16 protein-coding genes are annotated in these 14,794 nt (G+C 72.1%); 9 read left to right on the top strand and 7 right to left on the bottom strand.

The window, feature by feature from the left end; genetic code table 11:
• Window positions 1-11: 11 nt before the first annotated feature.
• A complete protein-coding gene (locus tag ACFUJ1_RS13340; protein WP_378645378.1) occupies window positions 12-2,045 on the top strand; it encodes a neutral/alkaline ceramidase in 2,034 nt (677 codons plus the stop codon).
• Window positions 2,046-2,056: 11 nt separating this feature from the next.
• Here the strand turns inward: ACFUJ1_RS13340 and ACFUJ1_RS13335 are convergent, their stop codons facing one another.
• Window positions 2,057-2,296 (bottom strand): DUF2530 domain-containing protein, encoded by a 240-nt coding sequence (locus ACFUJ1_RS13335; RefSeq protein WP_378645376.1) that lies wholly within the window; start codon window positions 2,294-2,296, stop codon window positions 2,057-2,059.
• 65 nt (window positions 2,297-2,361) lie between these two features.
• Between ACFUJ1_RS13335 and ACFUJ1_RS13330 the strand changes: the two genes are divergently transcribed.
• On the top strand, window positions 2,362-2,799 hold the full coding sequence (locus ACFUJ1_RS13330) for a MarR family winged helix-turn-helix transcriptional regulator (RefSeq protein ID WP_378645374.1): 438 nt from the start codon (window positions 2,362-2,364) through the stop codon (window positions 2,797-2,799).
• Here ACFUJ1_RS13330 and ACFUJ1_RS13325 read toward each other — a convergent pair.
• Window positions 2,796-3,209 (bottom strand): YccF domain-containing protein, encoded by a 414-nt coding sequence (locus ACFUJ1_RS13325; RefSeq protein WP_378645373.1) that lies wholly within the window; start codon window positions 3,207-3,209, stop codon window positions 2,796-2,798. The genes ACFUJ1_RS13330 and ACFUJ1_RS13325 overlap by 4 nt on opposite strands.
• A 32-nt stretch (window positions 3,210-3,241) precedes the next feature.
• The gene (locus ACFUJ1_RS13320; protein WP_378645372.1) at window positions 3,242-4,432 is read right to left on the bottom strand and encodes a GNAT family N-acetyltransferase; all 1,191 of its coding nucleotides are present in this window, start codon (window positions 4,430-4,432) and stop codon (window positions 3,242-3,244) included.
• A gap of 76 nt (window positions 4,433-4,508) precedes the next feature.
• Between ACFUJ1_RS13320 and ACFUJ1_RS13315 the strand changes: the two genes are divergently transcribed.
• Both ACFUJ1_RS13315 and ACFUJ1_RS13310 read left to right on the top strand, forming a co-directional pair.
• On the top strand, window positions 4,509-5,312 hold the full coding sequence (locus ACFUJ1_RS13315; RefSeq protein ID WP_378645371.1) for a TrmH family RNA methyltransferase: 804 nt from the start codon (window positions 4,509-4,511) through the stop codon (window positions 5,310-5,312).
• The gene (locus tag ACFUJ1_RS13310) at window positions 5,309-5,596 is read left to right on the top strand and encodes a DUF2537 domain-containing protein (protein ID WP_378645370.1); all 288 of its coding nucleotides are present in this window, start codon (window positions 5,309-5,311) and stop codon (window positions 5,594-5,596) included. The genes ACFUJ1_RS13315 and ACFUJ1_RS13310 overlap by 4 nt, the downstream gene beginning before the upstream one ends.
• 108 nt (window positions 5,597-5,704) lie before the next feature.
• Here ACFUJ1_RS13310 and ACFUJ1_RS13305 read toward each other — a convergent pair whose 3' ends face one another.
• The 3 genes from ACFUJ1_RS13305 to serC form a co-directional block, all read right to left on the bottom strand.
• Entirely contained in the window at window positions 5,705-6,481 is a 777-nt protein-coding gene (locus ACFUJ1_RS13305) for a DUF6928 family protein (RefSeq protein WP_378645369.1), read from the bottom strand.
• A gap of 102 nt (window positions 6,482-6,583) precedes the next feature.
• On the bottom strand, window positions 6,584-7,663 hold the full coding sequence (gene sepH, locus ACFUJ1_RS13300) for a septation protein SepH (RefSeq protein ID WP_378645367.1): 1,080 nt from the start codon (window positions 7,661-7,663) through the stop codon (window positions 6,584-6,586).
• Between the two features lie 145 nt (window positions 7,664-7,808).
• Entirely contained in the window at window positions 7,809-8,933 is a 1,125-nt protein-coding gene (serC, locus tag ACFUJ1_RS13295) for a phosphoserine transaminase (RefSeq protein WP_378645365.1), read from the bottom strand.
• Between the two features lie 63 nt (window positions 8,934-8,996).
• Here serC and ACFUJ1_RS13290 point away from each other — a divergent pair, with 63 nt between their 5' ends.
• Window positions 8,997-9,641, top strand: coding sequence for a hypothetical protein (locus ACFUJ1_RS13290; RefSeq protein ID WP_378645364.1), 645 nt, complete (start codon window positions 8,997-8,999; stop codon window positions 9,639-9,641).
• Between the two features lie 11 nt (window positions 9,642-9,652).
• On the opposite strand, the gene ACFUJ1_RS13285 is transcribed toward ACFUJ1_RS13290, so the two are convergent.
• Entirely contained in the window at window positions 9,653-10,780 is a 1,128-nt protein-coding gene (locus tag ACFUJ1_RS13285; RefSeq protein ID WP_378645363.1) for a citrate synthase 2, read from the bottom strand.
• 111 nt (window positions 10,781-10,891) lie between these two features.
• Between ACFUJ1_RS13285 and pdxH the strand changes: the two genes are divergently transcribed.
• The 4 genes from pdxH (at window position 10,892) to ACFUJ1_RS13265 (ending at window position 14,740) form a co-directional block, all read left to right on the top strand.
• Window positions 10,892-11,575 (top strand): pyridoxamine 5'-phosphate oxidase, encoded by a 684-nt coding sequence (gene pdxH / locus ACFUJ1_RS13280; RefSeq protein ID WP_378645362.1) that lies wholly within the window; start codon window positions 10,892-10,894, stop codon window positions 11,573-11,575.
• A gap of 25 nt (window positions 11,576-11,600) precedes the next feature.
• A complete protein-coding gene (locus ACFUJ1_RS13275) occupies window positions 11,601-12,884 on the top strand; it encodes an MFS transporter (RefSeq protein ID WP_378645360.1) in 1,284 nt (427 codons plus the stop codon).
• Window positions 12,885-13,044: 160 nt separating this feature from the next.
• Window positions 13,045-14,358, top strand: coding sequence for a citrate synthase (locus tag ACFUJ1_RS13270; protein ID WP_378645358.1), 1,314 nt, complete (start codon window positions 13,045-13,047; stop codon window positions 14,356-14,358).
• A 22-nt stretch (window positions 14,359-14,380) separates the two neighbouring features.
• On the top strand, window positions 14,381-14,740 hold the full coding sequence (locus ACFUJ1_RS13265) for an FKBP-type peptidyl-prolyl cis-trans isomerase (protein WP_378645357.1): 360 nt from the start codon (window positions 14,381-14,383) through the stop codon (window positions 14,738-14,740).
• Window positions 14,741-14,794 lie beyond the last annotated feature (54 nt).

The raw sequence follows: 14,794 nt of genomic DNA, 5'->3' as shown, positions 1-14,794 counted from the left end.
GGGAGACGTGGATGTCGATGGCACGCAGGACCGTTCTGCACGGTGCGGCGGCGCTGCCCGTCGCCGGGCTGGCGGCGGGGGTGCTCGCCGGGCGCGCCCCGGCACGCGCCGAGCCGGGCGGATACCTGGTGGGCGCGGGCATCTCCGATATCACCGGCCCCGCCGCGGAGTGCGGCATGATGGGCTACTCCCAGCAGGACCAGCAGACCGCCGGCATCCACCTGCGGCCGCGCGCCCGCGCCTTCGCGCTCGCGCACGGCGGGCGCCGGGTGGTCTTCGTGGTTGCCGAGAACGGCATGATCTTCCAGTCCGTGCACCGCGGCGTGCTGACCGAACTCGCCCGCCGCTTCGGCGATCTGTACACCGAGCAGAACGTCGTGCTCACCTCGACGCACTCGCACGCGACCTGCGGCGGGTCCAGCAACGACTACGCCTACAACCTCTCCGTCCTCGGTTTCCAGCAGCAGGTCTACGACGCCGAGGTGAACGGCATCGTCGAGGCGATCGCCGCCGCGCACGACGACCTCGCGCCGGGCACACTGGAATTCGGCCGCGCCGAGCTGCGCGACGCCAGCGTGAACCGCTCCCGCGTCGCCTTCGAGCGCAACCCCGCACCCGACCGGGCCGAGTTCCCGGACGCCATCGACCCGGCGGTCACCGCGCTCGCGCTGGTCCGCGGCGGCAGGCGGATCGGGGTGATCACCTGGTTCGCCACGCACAACACCTCGATGACCAACAGCAACCGGCTGATCAGCTCGGACAACAAGGGCTACGCCGCCTACACCTTCGAGCACGACCGCAACGGCGTGCGCTACCTGGACGGCGCCCCCGATTTCGTGGCCGCCTTCGCGCAGACCAACGCTGGCGACATGTCGCCGAACCTGAACCTGCGCCCCGGCTCCGGCCCCACCGAGGACGAGTTCGACAACACCAGGATCCTCGGCGAGCGGCAGTACGCGGCCGCCGAGCGCGCGCTGGCCGCCGCGGAGCCGTTCGGCGGCACGGTGGACTCGCTGCTCTGCTACATCGATCTCGCCGACACCGCCGTCGACGGCCGCTTCACCCCGGACGGCCTGCCGCACCGCACCGCGCCCGCCGCGGTGGGGGTCTCGCTCTTCGCGGGCAGCGTGGAGGACGGGCCGGGGCTGCCGGGCGGGCCGGTGCCGGAGGGGGTGCGCAATCCGCTCGCCGACGCGCTCGGCGGCGCCGACACCCCGATCCCGGCCTGGCTGGCCGACGCCCAGGCGCCCAAGCTGATCGCGGCCCCGCTCGGGCTGATGCCGCCGGTGCCGTGGGTGCCGAATGTGCTTCCGGTGCAGGTCGTCCGGCTCGGCGAGCTGTACCTGGCGGCGGCGGGCGCGGAGTTCACCATCGTCTCCGGGCTGCGGGTCAGGCGCACCGTGGCCGCTGCGCTCGGCGTCGACCCGGCGCTGGTGCTGCTGCAGGGCTACGCGAATGCCTACGCGCAGTACGTGGCGACGCCGGAGGAGTACGACGCGCAGCAGTACGAGGGCGGCTCGACGCTCTTCGGCCGCTACACGCTCTGCGCCTACCAGCAGGAATTCGACCGGGTGGCGCGGGCGCTCGCGGCGAGGCAGCGGGTGGGGCGTGGTCCGGCCCCGCGCGACGTCTCGAACCTGCAGCCCAATCTCCAGGTCGGCGCGGGGCCCGACCCGCTGCCTCCCGGGCAGGGCTTCGGCGACGTGCTGGTGCAGCCGGCGCCGAGCTGTCCGGCCGGAACGCGGGCCGAGGTGGAGTTCGTCTCCGCGCACCCGAAGCACAATCCGCGGCGCAACGGCACCTTCCTCGAGGTGCAGCGGCTCGGGGCCGACGGCTCCTGGCGGCGGGCGGCCAACGAGGGGGAGTGGGAGGTGCGGTTCCTCTGGCGGCGCGGGGGGTCCGGCGAGTCGGTGGCGCGGTTCCTCTGGGATATCCCGGCGGGCACCAGCGGCCGGTTCCGCTTCGTGCACTTCGCGGATGCGCTCGCCGAGGACGGGACGACCCGCCCGTTCACCGGTACCAGCGCCGAATTCGAGGTCGGCTGAGAGGTTTCGGCCTACAGCCCGGTCTGGGCGCCCTTGTCCCCGCGCCGCGCCCCACGCAGCTGGATCAGGTAGATCCCGAGCGCGAGCGCGCCGACCAGCAGCCCCATCAGGCAGAGCGGCCGCGCCTCGGCCCACCGCGCACCGCCCGACCACACCACGATCGTCGCGACCAGCCACAGCGCACTGCCGACGGCGAGCACCGGCCTCGGGTCGGTGAGCCGCTGCGGGATGGCGGGTACCTGCTGCGTCACGGCTCCACAGTAGCCGTCCGGCGAAATCGGCAGCGGCCCCCGCCGGTCACGTATCGTTCACCACTGTGACAACGCCAACGGACGTCCGCGCCCTGGCCGGCGAGCTCTCGCTGGCGGTGGTCCGGCTGACGCGGCACCTGCGGGGCAGGCGTGCCGACTCGCAGATCTCGCTGACCCAGCTCTCCGCGATCGCCACCCTGCTGCGCGACGGCGCCATGACCCCGGGCGCGCTCGCCGCCAGGGAGCGGGTGCAGCCGCCGTCGATGACCAGGGTGATCGCCTCGCTCACCGAGCTCGGGCTGGTCGAGCGGAAGCCGCACCCCACCGACGGCAGGCAGATCATCGTCTCGCTCTCGCCCGCCGGGCAGGCACTGCTCGCGGACGAGGCGAGCGCCCGCGAGGCGTGGATGACCGAGCAGCTCTCCGGCCTCGACACCGACGAGATCGACGTGCTGAACCGCGCCGTCGGCATCATGAAGAAGATCGTCGCGGAGAGCGACTAGCGGGTCGCCCCGAACGGCTGATCGCTCTCCACGATGTCCCGGCCCAGCGGGAACAGCGACAGCGGGATGAGCTTGAGATTGGCCCAGCCGAACGGGATCCCGATGATCGACAGGAAGAGCGGAATGCTGGTCAGCAGGTGCCCGAGCGCCAGCCACCAGCCGGCCACGATGAACCAGATGACGTTGCCGATCAGCGACCCGGCGCCCGCCCCCGGCTTCTCCACCGTGGTCCGCCCGAACGGCCACAGCACGTACACCGCGATCCGCAGCGAGGCGACGCCGAACGGAATCGGCACCACCAGGAAGAAGAGCAGGAAGCAGAGCAGCGCCGCGGCCAGGTAGCCGAGTGCCAGCCAGAATCCGCTGAACACGAGCCACAGGATATTGAGCACCAGCTGAATCGGCTTCATAGCACCAGAATGCCAGAATCGGACATGGGTGGTCAGAATCCCCAGCCGAGCACGGCGTCCTGGGGCCAGGCGAAGGCCCGTTCCAGCGCGCGCAGCGCCCCCGGCGCACCCCGCAGCCTGCCCGCCGCCGCGAAGGCACGGGCCGGATGGGCGCCCAGATAGATCGCGCCGAGGACGTCCAGCCCCATGGACAGCTCCGGCTCGGCCGTCGTCGGCGCGCACTCGGCCACCCCGCCGGCGATTCGCAGCGCGAAGGTGCCGCCCGCGTCCAGGAAGGGATCGTCGACCGCGACAACGGTTTCCAGGTCGGCGTCGTAGCGGCGGCCGGTGAGCGCGGCTGGCACGTCCATGATCCGCAGCCAGAGGGTGTCGTAGCTGCTCACCGTGCGCACCTGCCTGGGGTCGGTGAGCAGGTAGGGGAGCGGGTCGTCGGCCGGGAGCCCGGCGACCAGGTCGTGGCTGAGGTCGCGGCCGCAGAGTGCGCGCCAGAGCGCCGCGTGCGCGTCGGCCGTGCGCGTGCGCAGCTCCTTGACCTCGATCGAACGGTCACCGTGGTGCCGGTAGAGCGCGTAGCCGTCCGGGTGCAGGAAGGCGAAGAGGTCGCCGCCGCCACCGCGCATCCGCACCGGGTCGGCGAAGCGCAGCGCCCAGGCGGCGTCCGGGCGCTCCTGGGCGCCGGGGGTCACCCGGCGCCAGGTGTCGTAGATCCGGCGGATCTCGGGTTCGGCGTCGGGCACCGGCACCTGGTGCACACCGCCGGGATCGGGCGCGGTCGGCAGGAAGCGCGCGAACCGGCGGTCCAGCCTGATCTGGTTCTCGCGCGCCGACGGGCCGTAGCCGAAGCGGCCGTAGATGCCGCCCTCGCTGGCGGTGAGCGCGGCCAGCGGAACGCCATCGGCCGCGATCTGCCGGTGCTGCTCCAGGCACAGCGCGCGGAGCACGCCGCGGCGGCGCTGCGGCGCGGCCACCGCCACCCCCGAGACGCCGATGGCGGGCAGCTCGCCGCCGGGAACGGTGATCGTCATGGGCCCGGAGTGCGAGTGGCCGACCACCCGGCCCTCGGCCTCGGCGACCAGCGCCCGGTCCACCGGGAAGAGGTTCCAGATGTGCTTCGGCTCGGCTGCCTCGAAGCGGGTGCCGAAGGCGGTCTCGATCAGCAGCCGGATCGCGGCCAGATCGGCCTGCTCCGCCGGGCGGACACGCGCTGCGGGATGCGAAGTCATCCCTCGACCCTCGCACGGCGCGCCGGTGCGTCGCATCGGATTTACGCCCGCCCCGCCGAGCGGGCAGGATGGTGCGGTGGCCGAAGTGATCGACCTCGCGGACCCCGCCGACCCAAGGCTGGACGACTTCCGCGATCTCAAGGACGCCGACCGCCGCCCGGATCTGCCCGGCCGCAAGGGGCTGGTGATCGCGGAGGGCACCATCGTGGTGCGGCGCATGCTCGGCTCGCGGTTCGCCCCGAGCGCGCTGCTCGGCGTCGCCAGGCGCCTCGATGAGCTCGCAGGCGACCTGGCCGGGGTCGACGTGCCCTGCTACCGCACCTCGGCCGAGGTGATGGCGGAGGTGGTCGGGTTCCACCTGAACCGCGGGGTGCTCGCGGTGGCGCGCCGACCCGCCGCGTTCAGCATGGCGGAGCTGCTGGACGGCGCGCACACCGTCGCGGTGCTGGAGGGCGTGAACGACCACGAGAACCTGGGCTCGATCTTCCGCAACGCGGCCGGGCTCGGGGCGGACGCGGTGCTCTTCGGCGACCGCTGCGCCGACCCGCTCTACCGGCGCTCGGTGCGGGTCTCCATGGGGCACGCGCTGCGGGTACCGTTCGCGCCGGTTCCCGAGTGGCCGCACGGGCTGGCCGAGCTGCGCCGCCGCGGTTTCCGGACCATCGCGCTCACCCCCGACCCCGCCGCCGCGAACCTCGCCGCCGCCATGTCGGGGGAGCGGGTCGCGCTGCTGCTCGGCGCGGAGGGGCCGGGGCTCACGCCGGAGGCCATGGACGCCTGCGATGTCAGGGCCCGCATCCCCATGTCGGCCGGGACCGACTCGCTGAACGTCGCCACGGCCGCCGCCATGGCCTTCTACGAGCGGGTGCGGACCCGATGATCGAGCCGCCGCCCTATCGCGACCCGGCCCCGTTGGCCGCGGGCATCGCGGTCGGCGCCCTGGTCGGGGCGCTCACCGCGGTCGCCGTCTTCGCCTTCGGCGCCGCGCTCGGCGCCGTGCACCCGCTGCTCGCCGTCGCGGTGAACCTGATCGCCGCGGGCGGCGCCGCACCCACCGCCTGGCGCTGGCGCCACGCCCCGGTCACCCGCTGGGTGCTCGGCGGCGGCGCGGTCGGCGTCGTCCTCGGCTGGATAGCCCTCGTCATCGCCGCATTCGGCGGTTGACCCCGGCGTCGCACTCGGCGGTCGACCTCGGTGTCGCACGCGGCGGCCGACGCCGCGGTGCGCTCGGCCGGTCGAGCTCGCGGCGGCGCCCGGGCTCGCGGCGCCGATTCAGCGGGGGTGCTGCCCGCGCAGCCGGTCGAGGAGGCCGCGCCCGCGCGGGCGGGCGGAGGCGACGGGCTGCGCGGGCGCCTCCCCGCGCGGGAAGAGCGTGAAACCGCAGACGGTGACGTCGGCCGAGGTCAAGGCCCCTTCCGCGGGCGCGGAGCGGTAGTGGAACCCGAGCCACTCGTTATTGGCGGCGTCGGCGAAGTCCGGCGGGTCGAAGGGGAGCGACCCCGGGTCGGGTAGCTCGCCCGCGCGCCAGCGCACCGGGTGCTCACCGGCCCAGTACGGCCGCTCCCAGACCAGCGGCAGCCCCTCGTCCTCCAGGATGTGCAGCCTGCTGGAGCTGAACGAGCGGCGGAACTCCCCGCGCTCCCAGTGTGCGAAGGCGCCCCAGCCGTGCGCGCTGTCGAACGACACCAGGTAGGTGTGCTCGGAGGCGAGCGGGCGGACCAGCAGCTCGGGTAGCGCGGTCGGCCGGATCAGCGCGGCCTGCGCGGTGCAGAGCACGGTGACCCCGGGCAGCGAGGCGATGCACACCTCGTTCGCCGCGGGCCCCGCCGACCCGGCCAGGGTGCCGACCGGGTGCGGCACCACGTCGCAATCGGCGTACAGCAGCCGGGCCAGCGCGAGCGCGGCGGCCTGGTCGGGTTCGTGCCCGGCGCGCAGCACCGCGAGCGGGTCGGCGGCGTCGATGTACCAGAGCGTCGACGCCCTCCCGGACGACGGCGGTTCCTGCGCGGCGGCTCGGCTCGGCTCGGCGACCCTCTTCAGCTCGGACACCAGTCGATGGTGGCACGAAACGGACGTCCGACCCCCCGAGCAACTCCGATGCGCGCCGAAAGAGTTCCGCCCTGCGCTGGTGAAACCCCCGCGCTGCGCGACTCAGTGGCCGGAGCTGCGCACTCCGAGCAACACGTCCTCCCAGGACGGCATGGGCGCCTTGCCGCGCTTGGTCCTGGCCGGCTTGGCGGGCGGCTTCGGCGCCTGCTTGGCGGCGGGCTCCGACTTCTCCTCCGGCGCAACCGGTTCGGCCGGCTCCTCGGTGACCTCCGGCTCCGCGACGGGCGCGGTGGCGGCCTGCGCCTGGCGGCGAGCCGGGGGCCTGCGCCGGGTCGGCTGCTGCGGCGCCTCGGCGGCCGGGGCCGCCTCGGCCTCGGCGGGCTCCGGTGCGGGCGCCTCGGCGGTGATCTCCGCCTCGGCCGCCTCGGCGGCGGGCTGCTGCTCCGGCTCCGGCTGCTCGACCGGCTCCTCGGCCTCGGCGCGCTGCTCGAAGAACTCGGTGTCCCGCGCGGTGGCCGCCTGCTCCCGCGGCGCGGGCTCGGGGACCGGCTCCGGCTCGGGCTCGCTGGGCAGGATGGAGGCGAGCCCGCGCAGCGCGCGGCCGAAGTCCGGATCGATGAGATCCGAGGCCGGGTCGTCCAGCGGCGAGACCGAGCCGCCGTGCGCATCCGGCTGATACCGCCAATGCGCCGCGATCTCGGAGCGGCCGTTCTGCCACTGCAACTGGGCGACCCAGAAGCCCTTCTCGTCCTTCCAGGCATCCCAGACGGCATGGTCGAGGGTGTGCCCGCGGGCGGTGAAGGCGGCGGTGACGATATCGATGAGGTTCTCGACGGCGGGGCCGTCGGCGCGCACCGGGTGCGCCTTCTGCGCGAGCTCGGCGGCCCGTGCGCGCTCCAGCAGCACCGGGTAGGCGAAGCGATCGACCTTGCTCGCGGGCATGCCGGATTCCAGAGTGACCTGTTCGACGGAGGCACCGGCGCGGATACGGGCCTGGATATCGCGAGGACGCATGGAAGCTTCCATTTCGATCTCGATCTGGCCGAATCGTGCAAGGTCGCCGCGCGCCGCCGCACGCAGTTTGTCGTCCGCGGGCAGCCGGAATTTCTGACCGGACTCGGTGTCGACGCAGACGATGTGGGTGGAGTCGGGCGTCACCCCGATCACTCGAAGTTCACGCACCGGTTACCTCCTCACCGCGTCGACTCGCGACAGCGCCCACTTTCCGAAACAGTAGTGCACTCCTGGGGTTCTCGAGGCCAGACACGCGGGGCGGAAACCTGGACGAAGATTCCCGCCCCCCGATAATCTGCTCTGTTCGCCGCACTCAGCCGAGCTGCTGAACGACCCAGTCGATGCTCTTCGTGAGCTGGGTGACGTCCTCCGGATCGATGGCGGGGAACATGCCGACGCGCAGCTGGTTGCGGCCCAGCTTGCGGTACGGCTCGGTGTCCACGATGCCATTGGCCCGCAGAATTTTCGCGACCTGCGCGGCGTCCACCGATTCGGCGAAATCGATGGTGCCGACCACCTGCGAGCGGTGCGCGGGATCGGTGACGAACGGGGTCGCGAATTCACTCGACTCGGCCCAGGCGTAGAGCCGCGAGGAGGAATCGAGGGTGCGCTTCACCGCCCAGTCCAGGCCGCCGTTGCTGTTCAGCCATTCGATCTGGTCGGCGAAGAGCAGCAGCGTGCCGACCGCGGGGGTGTTGTAGGTCTGGTCCTTGACGCTGTTGTCGATCGCGATCGGGAGCGAGAGGAATTCGGGGGTCCAGCGCCCGCTCTCCTTGATCTCGGAGACCCGCTGCAGCGCGGCCGGGCTCATCAGCGCGACCCACAGCCCGCCGTCGGCGGCGAAGCACTTCTGCGGGGCGAAGTAGTAGACGTCGGCGTCCGCGGTGTTCACCGGGAGCCCGCCCGCGCCCGAGGTGGCGTCGATCGCGACCAGCGCGTGCTCCGAGCCCGCCGGGCGGCTCACCGGGATGGCGACACCGGTCGAGGTCTCGTTGTGCGCCCAGCCGATCAGGTCGGCCTCGGGGTCAGCGGTCGGCTCCGGCGCGCTGCCCGGCTCCGACTTCACCACGATCGGGTCGCCGATGAACGGGTTGCCCTTGGCGACCGCCGCGAATTTGCTGGAGAACTCGCCGTTGCTCAGGTGCAGCGAGCGCTCGCGGATCAGGCCGAAGGCGGCCGCGTCCCAGAAGGCGGTGGTGCCGCCGTTGCCGAGCACCACCTCGTACCCCTCCGGAAGGGCGAAGAGCTCGCGCAGGCCGGAGCGCACCCTGGCCACCACATCCTTGACCGGCTTCTGCCGGTGCGACGTTCCGAATACCGAACCGCCGACCTCGACCAGGTTGCGCAGCTGCTCGGGCCGCACCTTGGACGGACCGCATCCGAAGCGACCGTCGGCGGGTTTGAGATCGTCGGGAATCGTCGGGAACGCTGAGGTCATGGGCAACAGGGTAGACGGTGGTACTGCTGTGTCCGGGACCACACTCCGGCTAATCTGACCGCCATGACGGCGTGGTCGGCGAATTCGGGGTGGCGGGTGCGCGGGCGGCGTGCGGGGGCTTTCGGGCTACCGGTGGGGCCGCTCCCGGAGGCGGCCCGCACGGAGCTGCACCATCGCGGCGTGCGCGGCACCGCGACGGTGCTCGGCGTGCGGCCGCGGCGCGGCGAGCCCGGCCACGTGTTCTGGGTGCGGGTGGCGATCGAGGGCGAGCAGAGCTATGAGGTGCGGATTCGCCAGTGGGTGTCCGACACCGACCTGCACTGGATGAGCCCAGGCGACGTGGTCGGCTGCCGGGTCGATCCCGGCGACCGGGAGCGGCTGGTGCTCTTCGTCCCGGACCCCGCCGAATCCGGGCGGGTCGGGCAGGCCGAGATCCTCTCCGACGGCCGCCGCGCCGAGGCGACGGTGCTCGCCGCGACCCCGGTCGCCGCCGACTACGCGGGCCGGGACGACCCGGTGCTCCGGCTCGACCTCGAGCTCATCGCCTGGGACGAGCCGAAGCCGTGGTGCGTCCGGCTGGTGACGCCGGTACCGCTGGCCGCGATCGGCGCGGTCGACCTCGGGGCCCGGCTCCGCGTCGGCTTCTTCGAGGTCGACCGCGGCGAATCGGTCGCGGTGGACTGGGCCGCCACGCTCGACGAGGGCTGAACCCCGCGCGCTCAGCGGTGCTGGATGGTGCTCCAGCCAGGGACGTCGGCGGGCTGCCTCGGGTCGGGGCCGGTGTAGATGGCGGCCGGGCGCACCAGCTTGCCGAGCTGCTTCTGCTCCAGCACGTGCGCGCACCAGCCCGCGGTCCGGCCGCAGGTGAACATGGCGGGCATCATGTGTGCGGGCACCTCGGCGAAGTCCAGGATGACCGCGGCCCAGAACTCGACGTTGGTCTCGATGGCGCGGTCCGGGCGGCGCTCGCGCAGCTCGGCGAGCGCGGCCTGCTCCAGCGCGGCCGCCACCTCGTAGCGCGGCGCGGCGAGCCGCTGCGCGGTGGCGCGCAGCACGCGGGCGCGCGGGTCCTCGGCCCGGTACACCCGGTGGCCGAAGCCCATCAGCTTCTCCTTGCGGTCCAGGATGCCCTTGACCAGCGCCCGCGCGTCGCCGGTCCGCTCGACCTCCTCGATCATCGGGAGGACGCGGGCCGGGGCGCCGCCGTGCAGCGGGCCGGACATGGCACCGATCGCGCCGGACAGAGCGGCGGCCACGTCGGCGCCGGTGGAGGCGATCACCCTGGCGGTGAAGGTGGAGGCGTTCATGCCGTGCTCGGCGGCGGAGACCCAGTAGGCGTCGATCGCCTCGGTGTGCTTCGGGTCCGGGTCGCCCTTCCAGCGGGTCATGAACCGCTCGGTGACGGTGGTGCACTGGTCGATCAGCTTCTGCGGCACCGCGGGCTGGTAGATCCCGCGCGCGGACTGCGCGACGTAGGAGAGCGCCATCACCGAGGCGCGCGCCAGGTTGTCCCGCGCGGTCTCGTCCTCGATGTCGAGCAGCGGCTGGTAGCCCCAGATCGGGGCGAGCATGGCCAGCCCGGCCTGCACGTCGACCCGCACGTCGCCGGTGTGCACCGGGAGCGGGAACGGCTCGGCGGGCGGCAGCCCGCGCCCGAACTCCCCGTCGACCAGCAGTGCCCACACGTCGCCGAAGGTCACCCGGCCACCGACCAGGTCCTCGATGTCGACGCCGCGGTAGCGCAGCGCGCCGCCGTCCTTGTCCGGTTCCGCGATATCGGTGGTGAAGGCGACGACGCCCTCCAGGCCACTCACGAAGTCGCTGGGTACCGCGGGGCTGGTAGTCATGGTGTGACTCTCCTTGCACTTCGGGTCGCAGGCCGGCGACGGGTGACGCGCCGAGCACAGACGGATCAGCAGCACCTTAGCCCTCGGCTACCGCGGAGTAACGTCTGACCCATGCCCGACCAGCAGAATGTCGACGAACTCGCCGCCATGCGAGTCGAATACGCCGCCTCCCAGGCCGACGGCGCCGGTGACCTGGACGAGACCTGGGTCGCCGACGGCTGGGCCCCGCTGCTCCGCCGCTGGATCGACGAGGCGCGCGCGGCGGGTGCGGTCGATCCCAACGCCATGGTGCTCGCCACCGTGCGCGAGGTCGACGGCACGCCGCGCCCGGTCGCCCGCACCGTGCTGTGCAAGGGGCTCGCGCCGGAGGGGATCGACTTCTATACCAATTACGAATCGGCCAAGGGCAGCCAGCTCGCCGCGGTGCCGTTCGCCGCGGCGACCTTCCTCTGGCAGCCGGTGTCGCGGCAGGTGCACCTGCGCGGCCCGGTCGAGCGGGTGGCGCCCGAGGTCACCGATGCGTACTGGCGGTCCCGGCCGCGCGATTCCCGGCTCGGCGCCTGGGCATCGGCGCAGTCCGAGCCGATCGCGTCGCGCGCCGAGCTGGACGCGCGGCTCGCCGAGGTCACCGCCCGCTTCGCAGGCACCGAGGACGTCCCGCTCCCGCCGTTCTGGGGCGGCTTCCGGCTGCGCCCGGAGGAGGTCGAGTTCTGGCAGGGCAGGCGGGGCAGGCTGCACAACCGGATCGTGCTCCGGCTCGGTGCGGAGCCGCAGGTCGCCCGGCTGCAGCCGTAATCGTCCTACCTTTAAGCTCTGCTCGGTGAGACTGCTCGCCGACACCACCCCGCTGCGCACCCCCGCCTACCGGCGGCTCTGGACCTCGAACGTGGTCACCGTGATCGGCGCGCAGCTCTCGGTCGTCGCCGTTCCGCAGCAGATCTTCGAGATCACCGGCAGCTCCGGCTACGTCGGGCTGGCCGGGCTCTTCGGGCTGGTCCCGCTGGTGGTGTTCGGGCTGTGGGGCGGTGCGCTCGCCGACGTCATGGACCGGCGGCTGCTGCTGCTGATCACCACCGCCGGCACCGGGCTGACCGCGCTCGCCTTCTGGGCGCAGGCCGCCGCCGGGCTCGGCAACGTCTGGGTGGTGCTGCTGCTCTTCGCGGTGCAGCAGGCCTTCTTCGCGGTCAACCAGCCGACCCGCAACGCCGCCATCTCCCGGCTGCTCCCGCCCGAGCAGATGGCCGCGGCCAGCTCGCTGAACATGACCGTCATGCAGACCGGCGCGATCGCCGGGCCGGTGCTGGCAGGCATGTTCATCCCGGTGGTCGGGCTCGCCACGCTCTACCTCATCGACGCCGTCGCGCTGCTCGCCACGCTCTGGGCGGTCTGGCGGCTGCCTGCCATCCCGCCGACCGGGGCGGTGCGCAGCGCCGGATTCCGCACGGTGCTCGAGGGTTTCGGCTACCTGGCCGGGCAGAAGGTGCTGCTCGCCTCGTTCGTCGTCGACATCATCGCCATGGTCTTCGGCATGCCGCGCGCGCTCTTCCCGCAGATCGCGCACGAGACCTTCGGCGACCCGGCCTCCGGCGGGGTCGCGCTCGGGCTGCTCTTCGCCGCGCTCTCCGCGGGCGCGGTGCTCGGCGGGGTCTTCTCCGGCTGGATACCGCGGATTCGACGGCAGGGGCTGGCGGTGATCGTCTGCATCGTGCTGTGGGGCGTCGCCATGCTCGGCTTCGGGCTGGCGGTCGGGTTCGCCGGGCACGTGTTCGGGCTCGGCGTCTGGCTCTGGATCGCGCTCGGCTTCCTCGCCTTCGGCGGCGCGGTCGACATGGTCTCCGCCGCACTGCGCACCGCGATGTTGCTGACGGTCGCCACCGACGAGATGCGCGGGCGGCTGCAGGGCGTGTTCATCGTGGTCGTGGCCGGTGGGCCGCGGATCGGTGACGTTGCCCACGGTTTCGCCGCCGCCTCCCTGGGTACCGCTGTTGCGGCGGCGGGCGGCGGTGTTCTGGTGGTGCTCGCGACGGTGCTCGCCGCGGTCGCCTTCCCGGCCTTCATCCGCTACCGGATCACCCGGTCCACGCAGGTACCCGCCGCGGGCTGAGGCGGAGAACCCTCACGTGACGATCCTCGGATTGTGAGGTCGGTGCCCGGGCACCCTCGTCCGCCGCAGTCGGCGGAGTGCGACTAGCGTCTAGGTGATCGCACCGACGTGCCGAGGCGCACTCCGATGCCGACGGTCCTAGCCTGAGAGGGATCCTGCCGTGCCCGTTGAGAACAACTCCAAGGTCGACAACGACGCCAAGCCGGTACTCGAGTACCCCGGCGGTCACTTCCCCATGACGGTCACCCCGGCCGCCGAGGGCAACGACGGCATCGATCTGGGAAAGCTGCTGGCCAGCACCGGGTATGTCACCTACGACCCCGGTTTCATGAACACCGCGCCGACCAAGTCGGCGATCACCTACATCGACGGCGCGGAGGGCATCCTCCGCTACCGCGGGTACCCGATCGAGCAGCTGGCCGAGACCTCGAACTTCATCGAGGTCAGCTACCTGCTCATCTACGGTGAGCTGCCGACGCAGGCCCAGCTGGACGACTTCACCGACAAGATCCGCAGGCACACCCTGCTGCACGAGGATCTCAAGCGCTTCTTCGACGGCTTCCCGCGCAACGCGCACCCGATGCCGGTGCTCTCCTCGGCGGTCAACGCGCTCTCCGCGTACTACCAGGACTCGCTGGATCCGCGCGACCCCGAGCAGGTCGAGCTCTCCACCATCCGGCTGCTGGCCAAGCTGCCCACCATCGCCGCGTACTCCTACAAGAAGTCCGTCGGCCAGCCCTTCCTCTACCCGGACAACTCGCTCTCGCTGGTCGAGAACTTCCTCCGGATGACCTTCGGCTTCCCGGCCGAGCCGTACGAGGTCGACCCCGAGGTCGCCGCCGCGCTGGACATGCTGCTCATCCTGCACGCCGACCACGAGCAGAACTGCTCGACCTCGACGGTGCGGCTCGTCGGCTCCTCCGACGCCAACCTGTTCACCTCGGTCTCCGGCGGCATCAACGCGCTCTGGGGCCCGCTGCACGGCGGCGCCAACCAGGCCGTGCTGGAGATGCTGGACGGCATCAAGCAGTCCGGCGGCGACGTCAACGAGTTCATCCGCAAGGTCAAGAACAAGGAAGACGGCGTGAAGCTCATGGGCTTCGGGCACCGCGTCTACCGCAACTACGACCCGCGCGCCGCGCTCGCCAAGAAGCACGCCGACCGCATCCTCAGCAAGATCGGCGGCGGCGACGAGCTCTTCGACATCGCGCAGGCGCTGGAAGAGGCGGCGCTCACCGACGACTACTTCGTCGAGCGCAAGCTGTACCCGAACGTCGACTTCTACACCGGCGTCGTCTACAAGGCGATGGGCTTCCCGACCCGGATGTTCACCGTGCTCTTCGCCATGGGCAGGCTGCCGGGCTGGATCGCGCACTGGCGCGAGATGCACAGCGAGCCGCTGAAGATCGGCCGCCCGCGGCAGATCTACACCGGGTACGGCGCCCGCGACTACAACGACATCACCACCCGCTGACAACTATCGAAGGGGATAGCGAATGAGCAAGCCGGAGATCGAATTCCAGGCCGGCCCTGCGCCCACCGAACTCGTGATCAAGGACATCATCGAGGGGTCGGGGCAGGAAGCGGTGCCCGGTGGGACCGTGGAAGTGCACTACGTCGGTGTCGAGTTCGATTCCGGTGAGGAGTTCGACTCCTCCTGGGGGCGTGGGGAGTCGATCACCTTCCCGCTGCGCGGGCTGATCCAGGGGTGGCAGGACGGGATTCCCGGGATGAAGGTCGGCGGGCGGCGTCAGCTGACGATTCCGCCGGAGTTGGCGTACGGGCGGGCCGGTGGCGGACATCAGCTGTCCGGCAAGACGCTGGTCTTCGTCATCGATCTGCTGAACGCGAACTGAATCTTTCTCGGCAAGGGGCCCGCCACCGACGTGGCGGGCCCCTTGCCGTTGAAG

The organism is Nocardia sp. NPDC057227, from assembly GCF_042669725.1.
GTDB lineage: Bacteria > Actinomycetota > Actinomycetes > Mycobacteriales > Mycobacteriaceae > Nocardia > Nocardia asteroides_A.
This window is presented reverse-complemented; position numbering and strand designations above follow the sequence as displayed.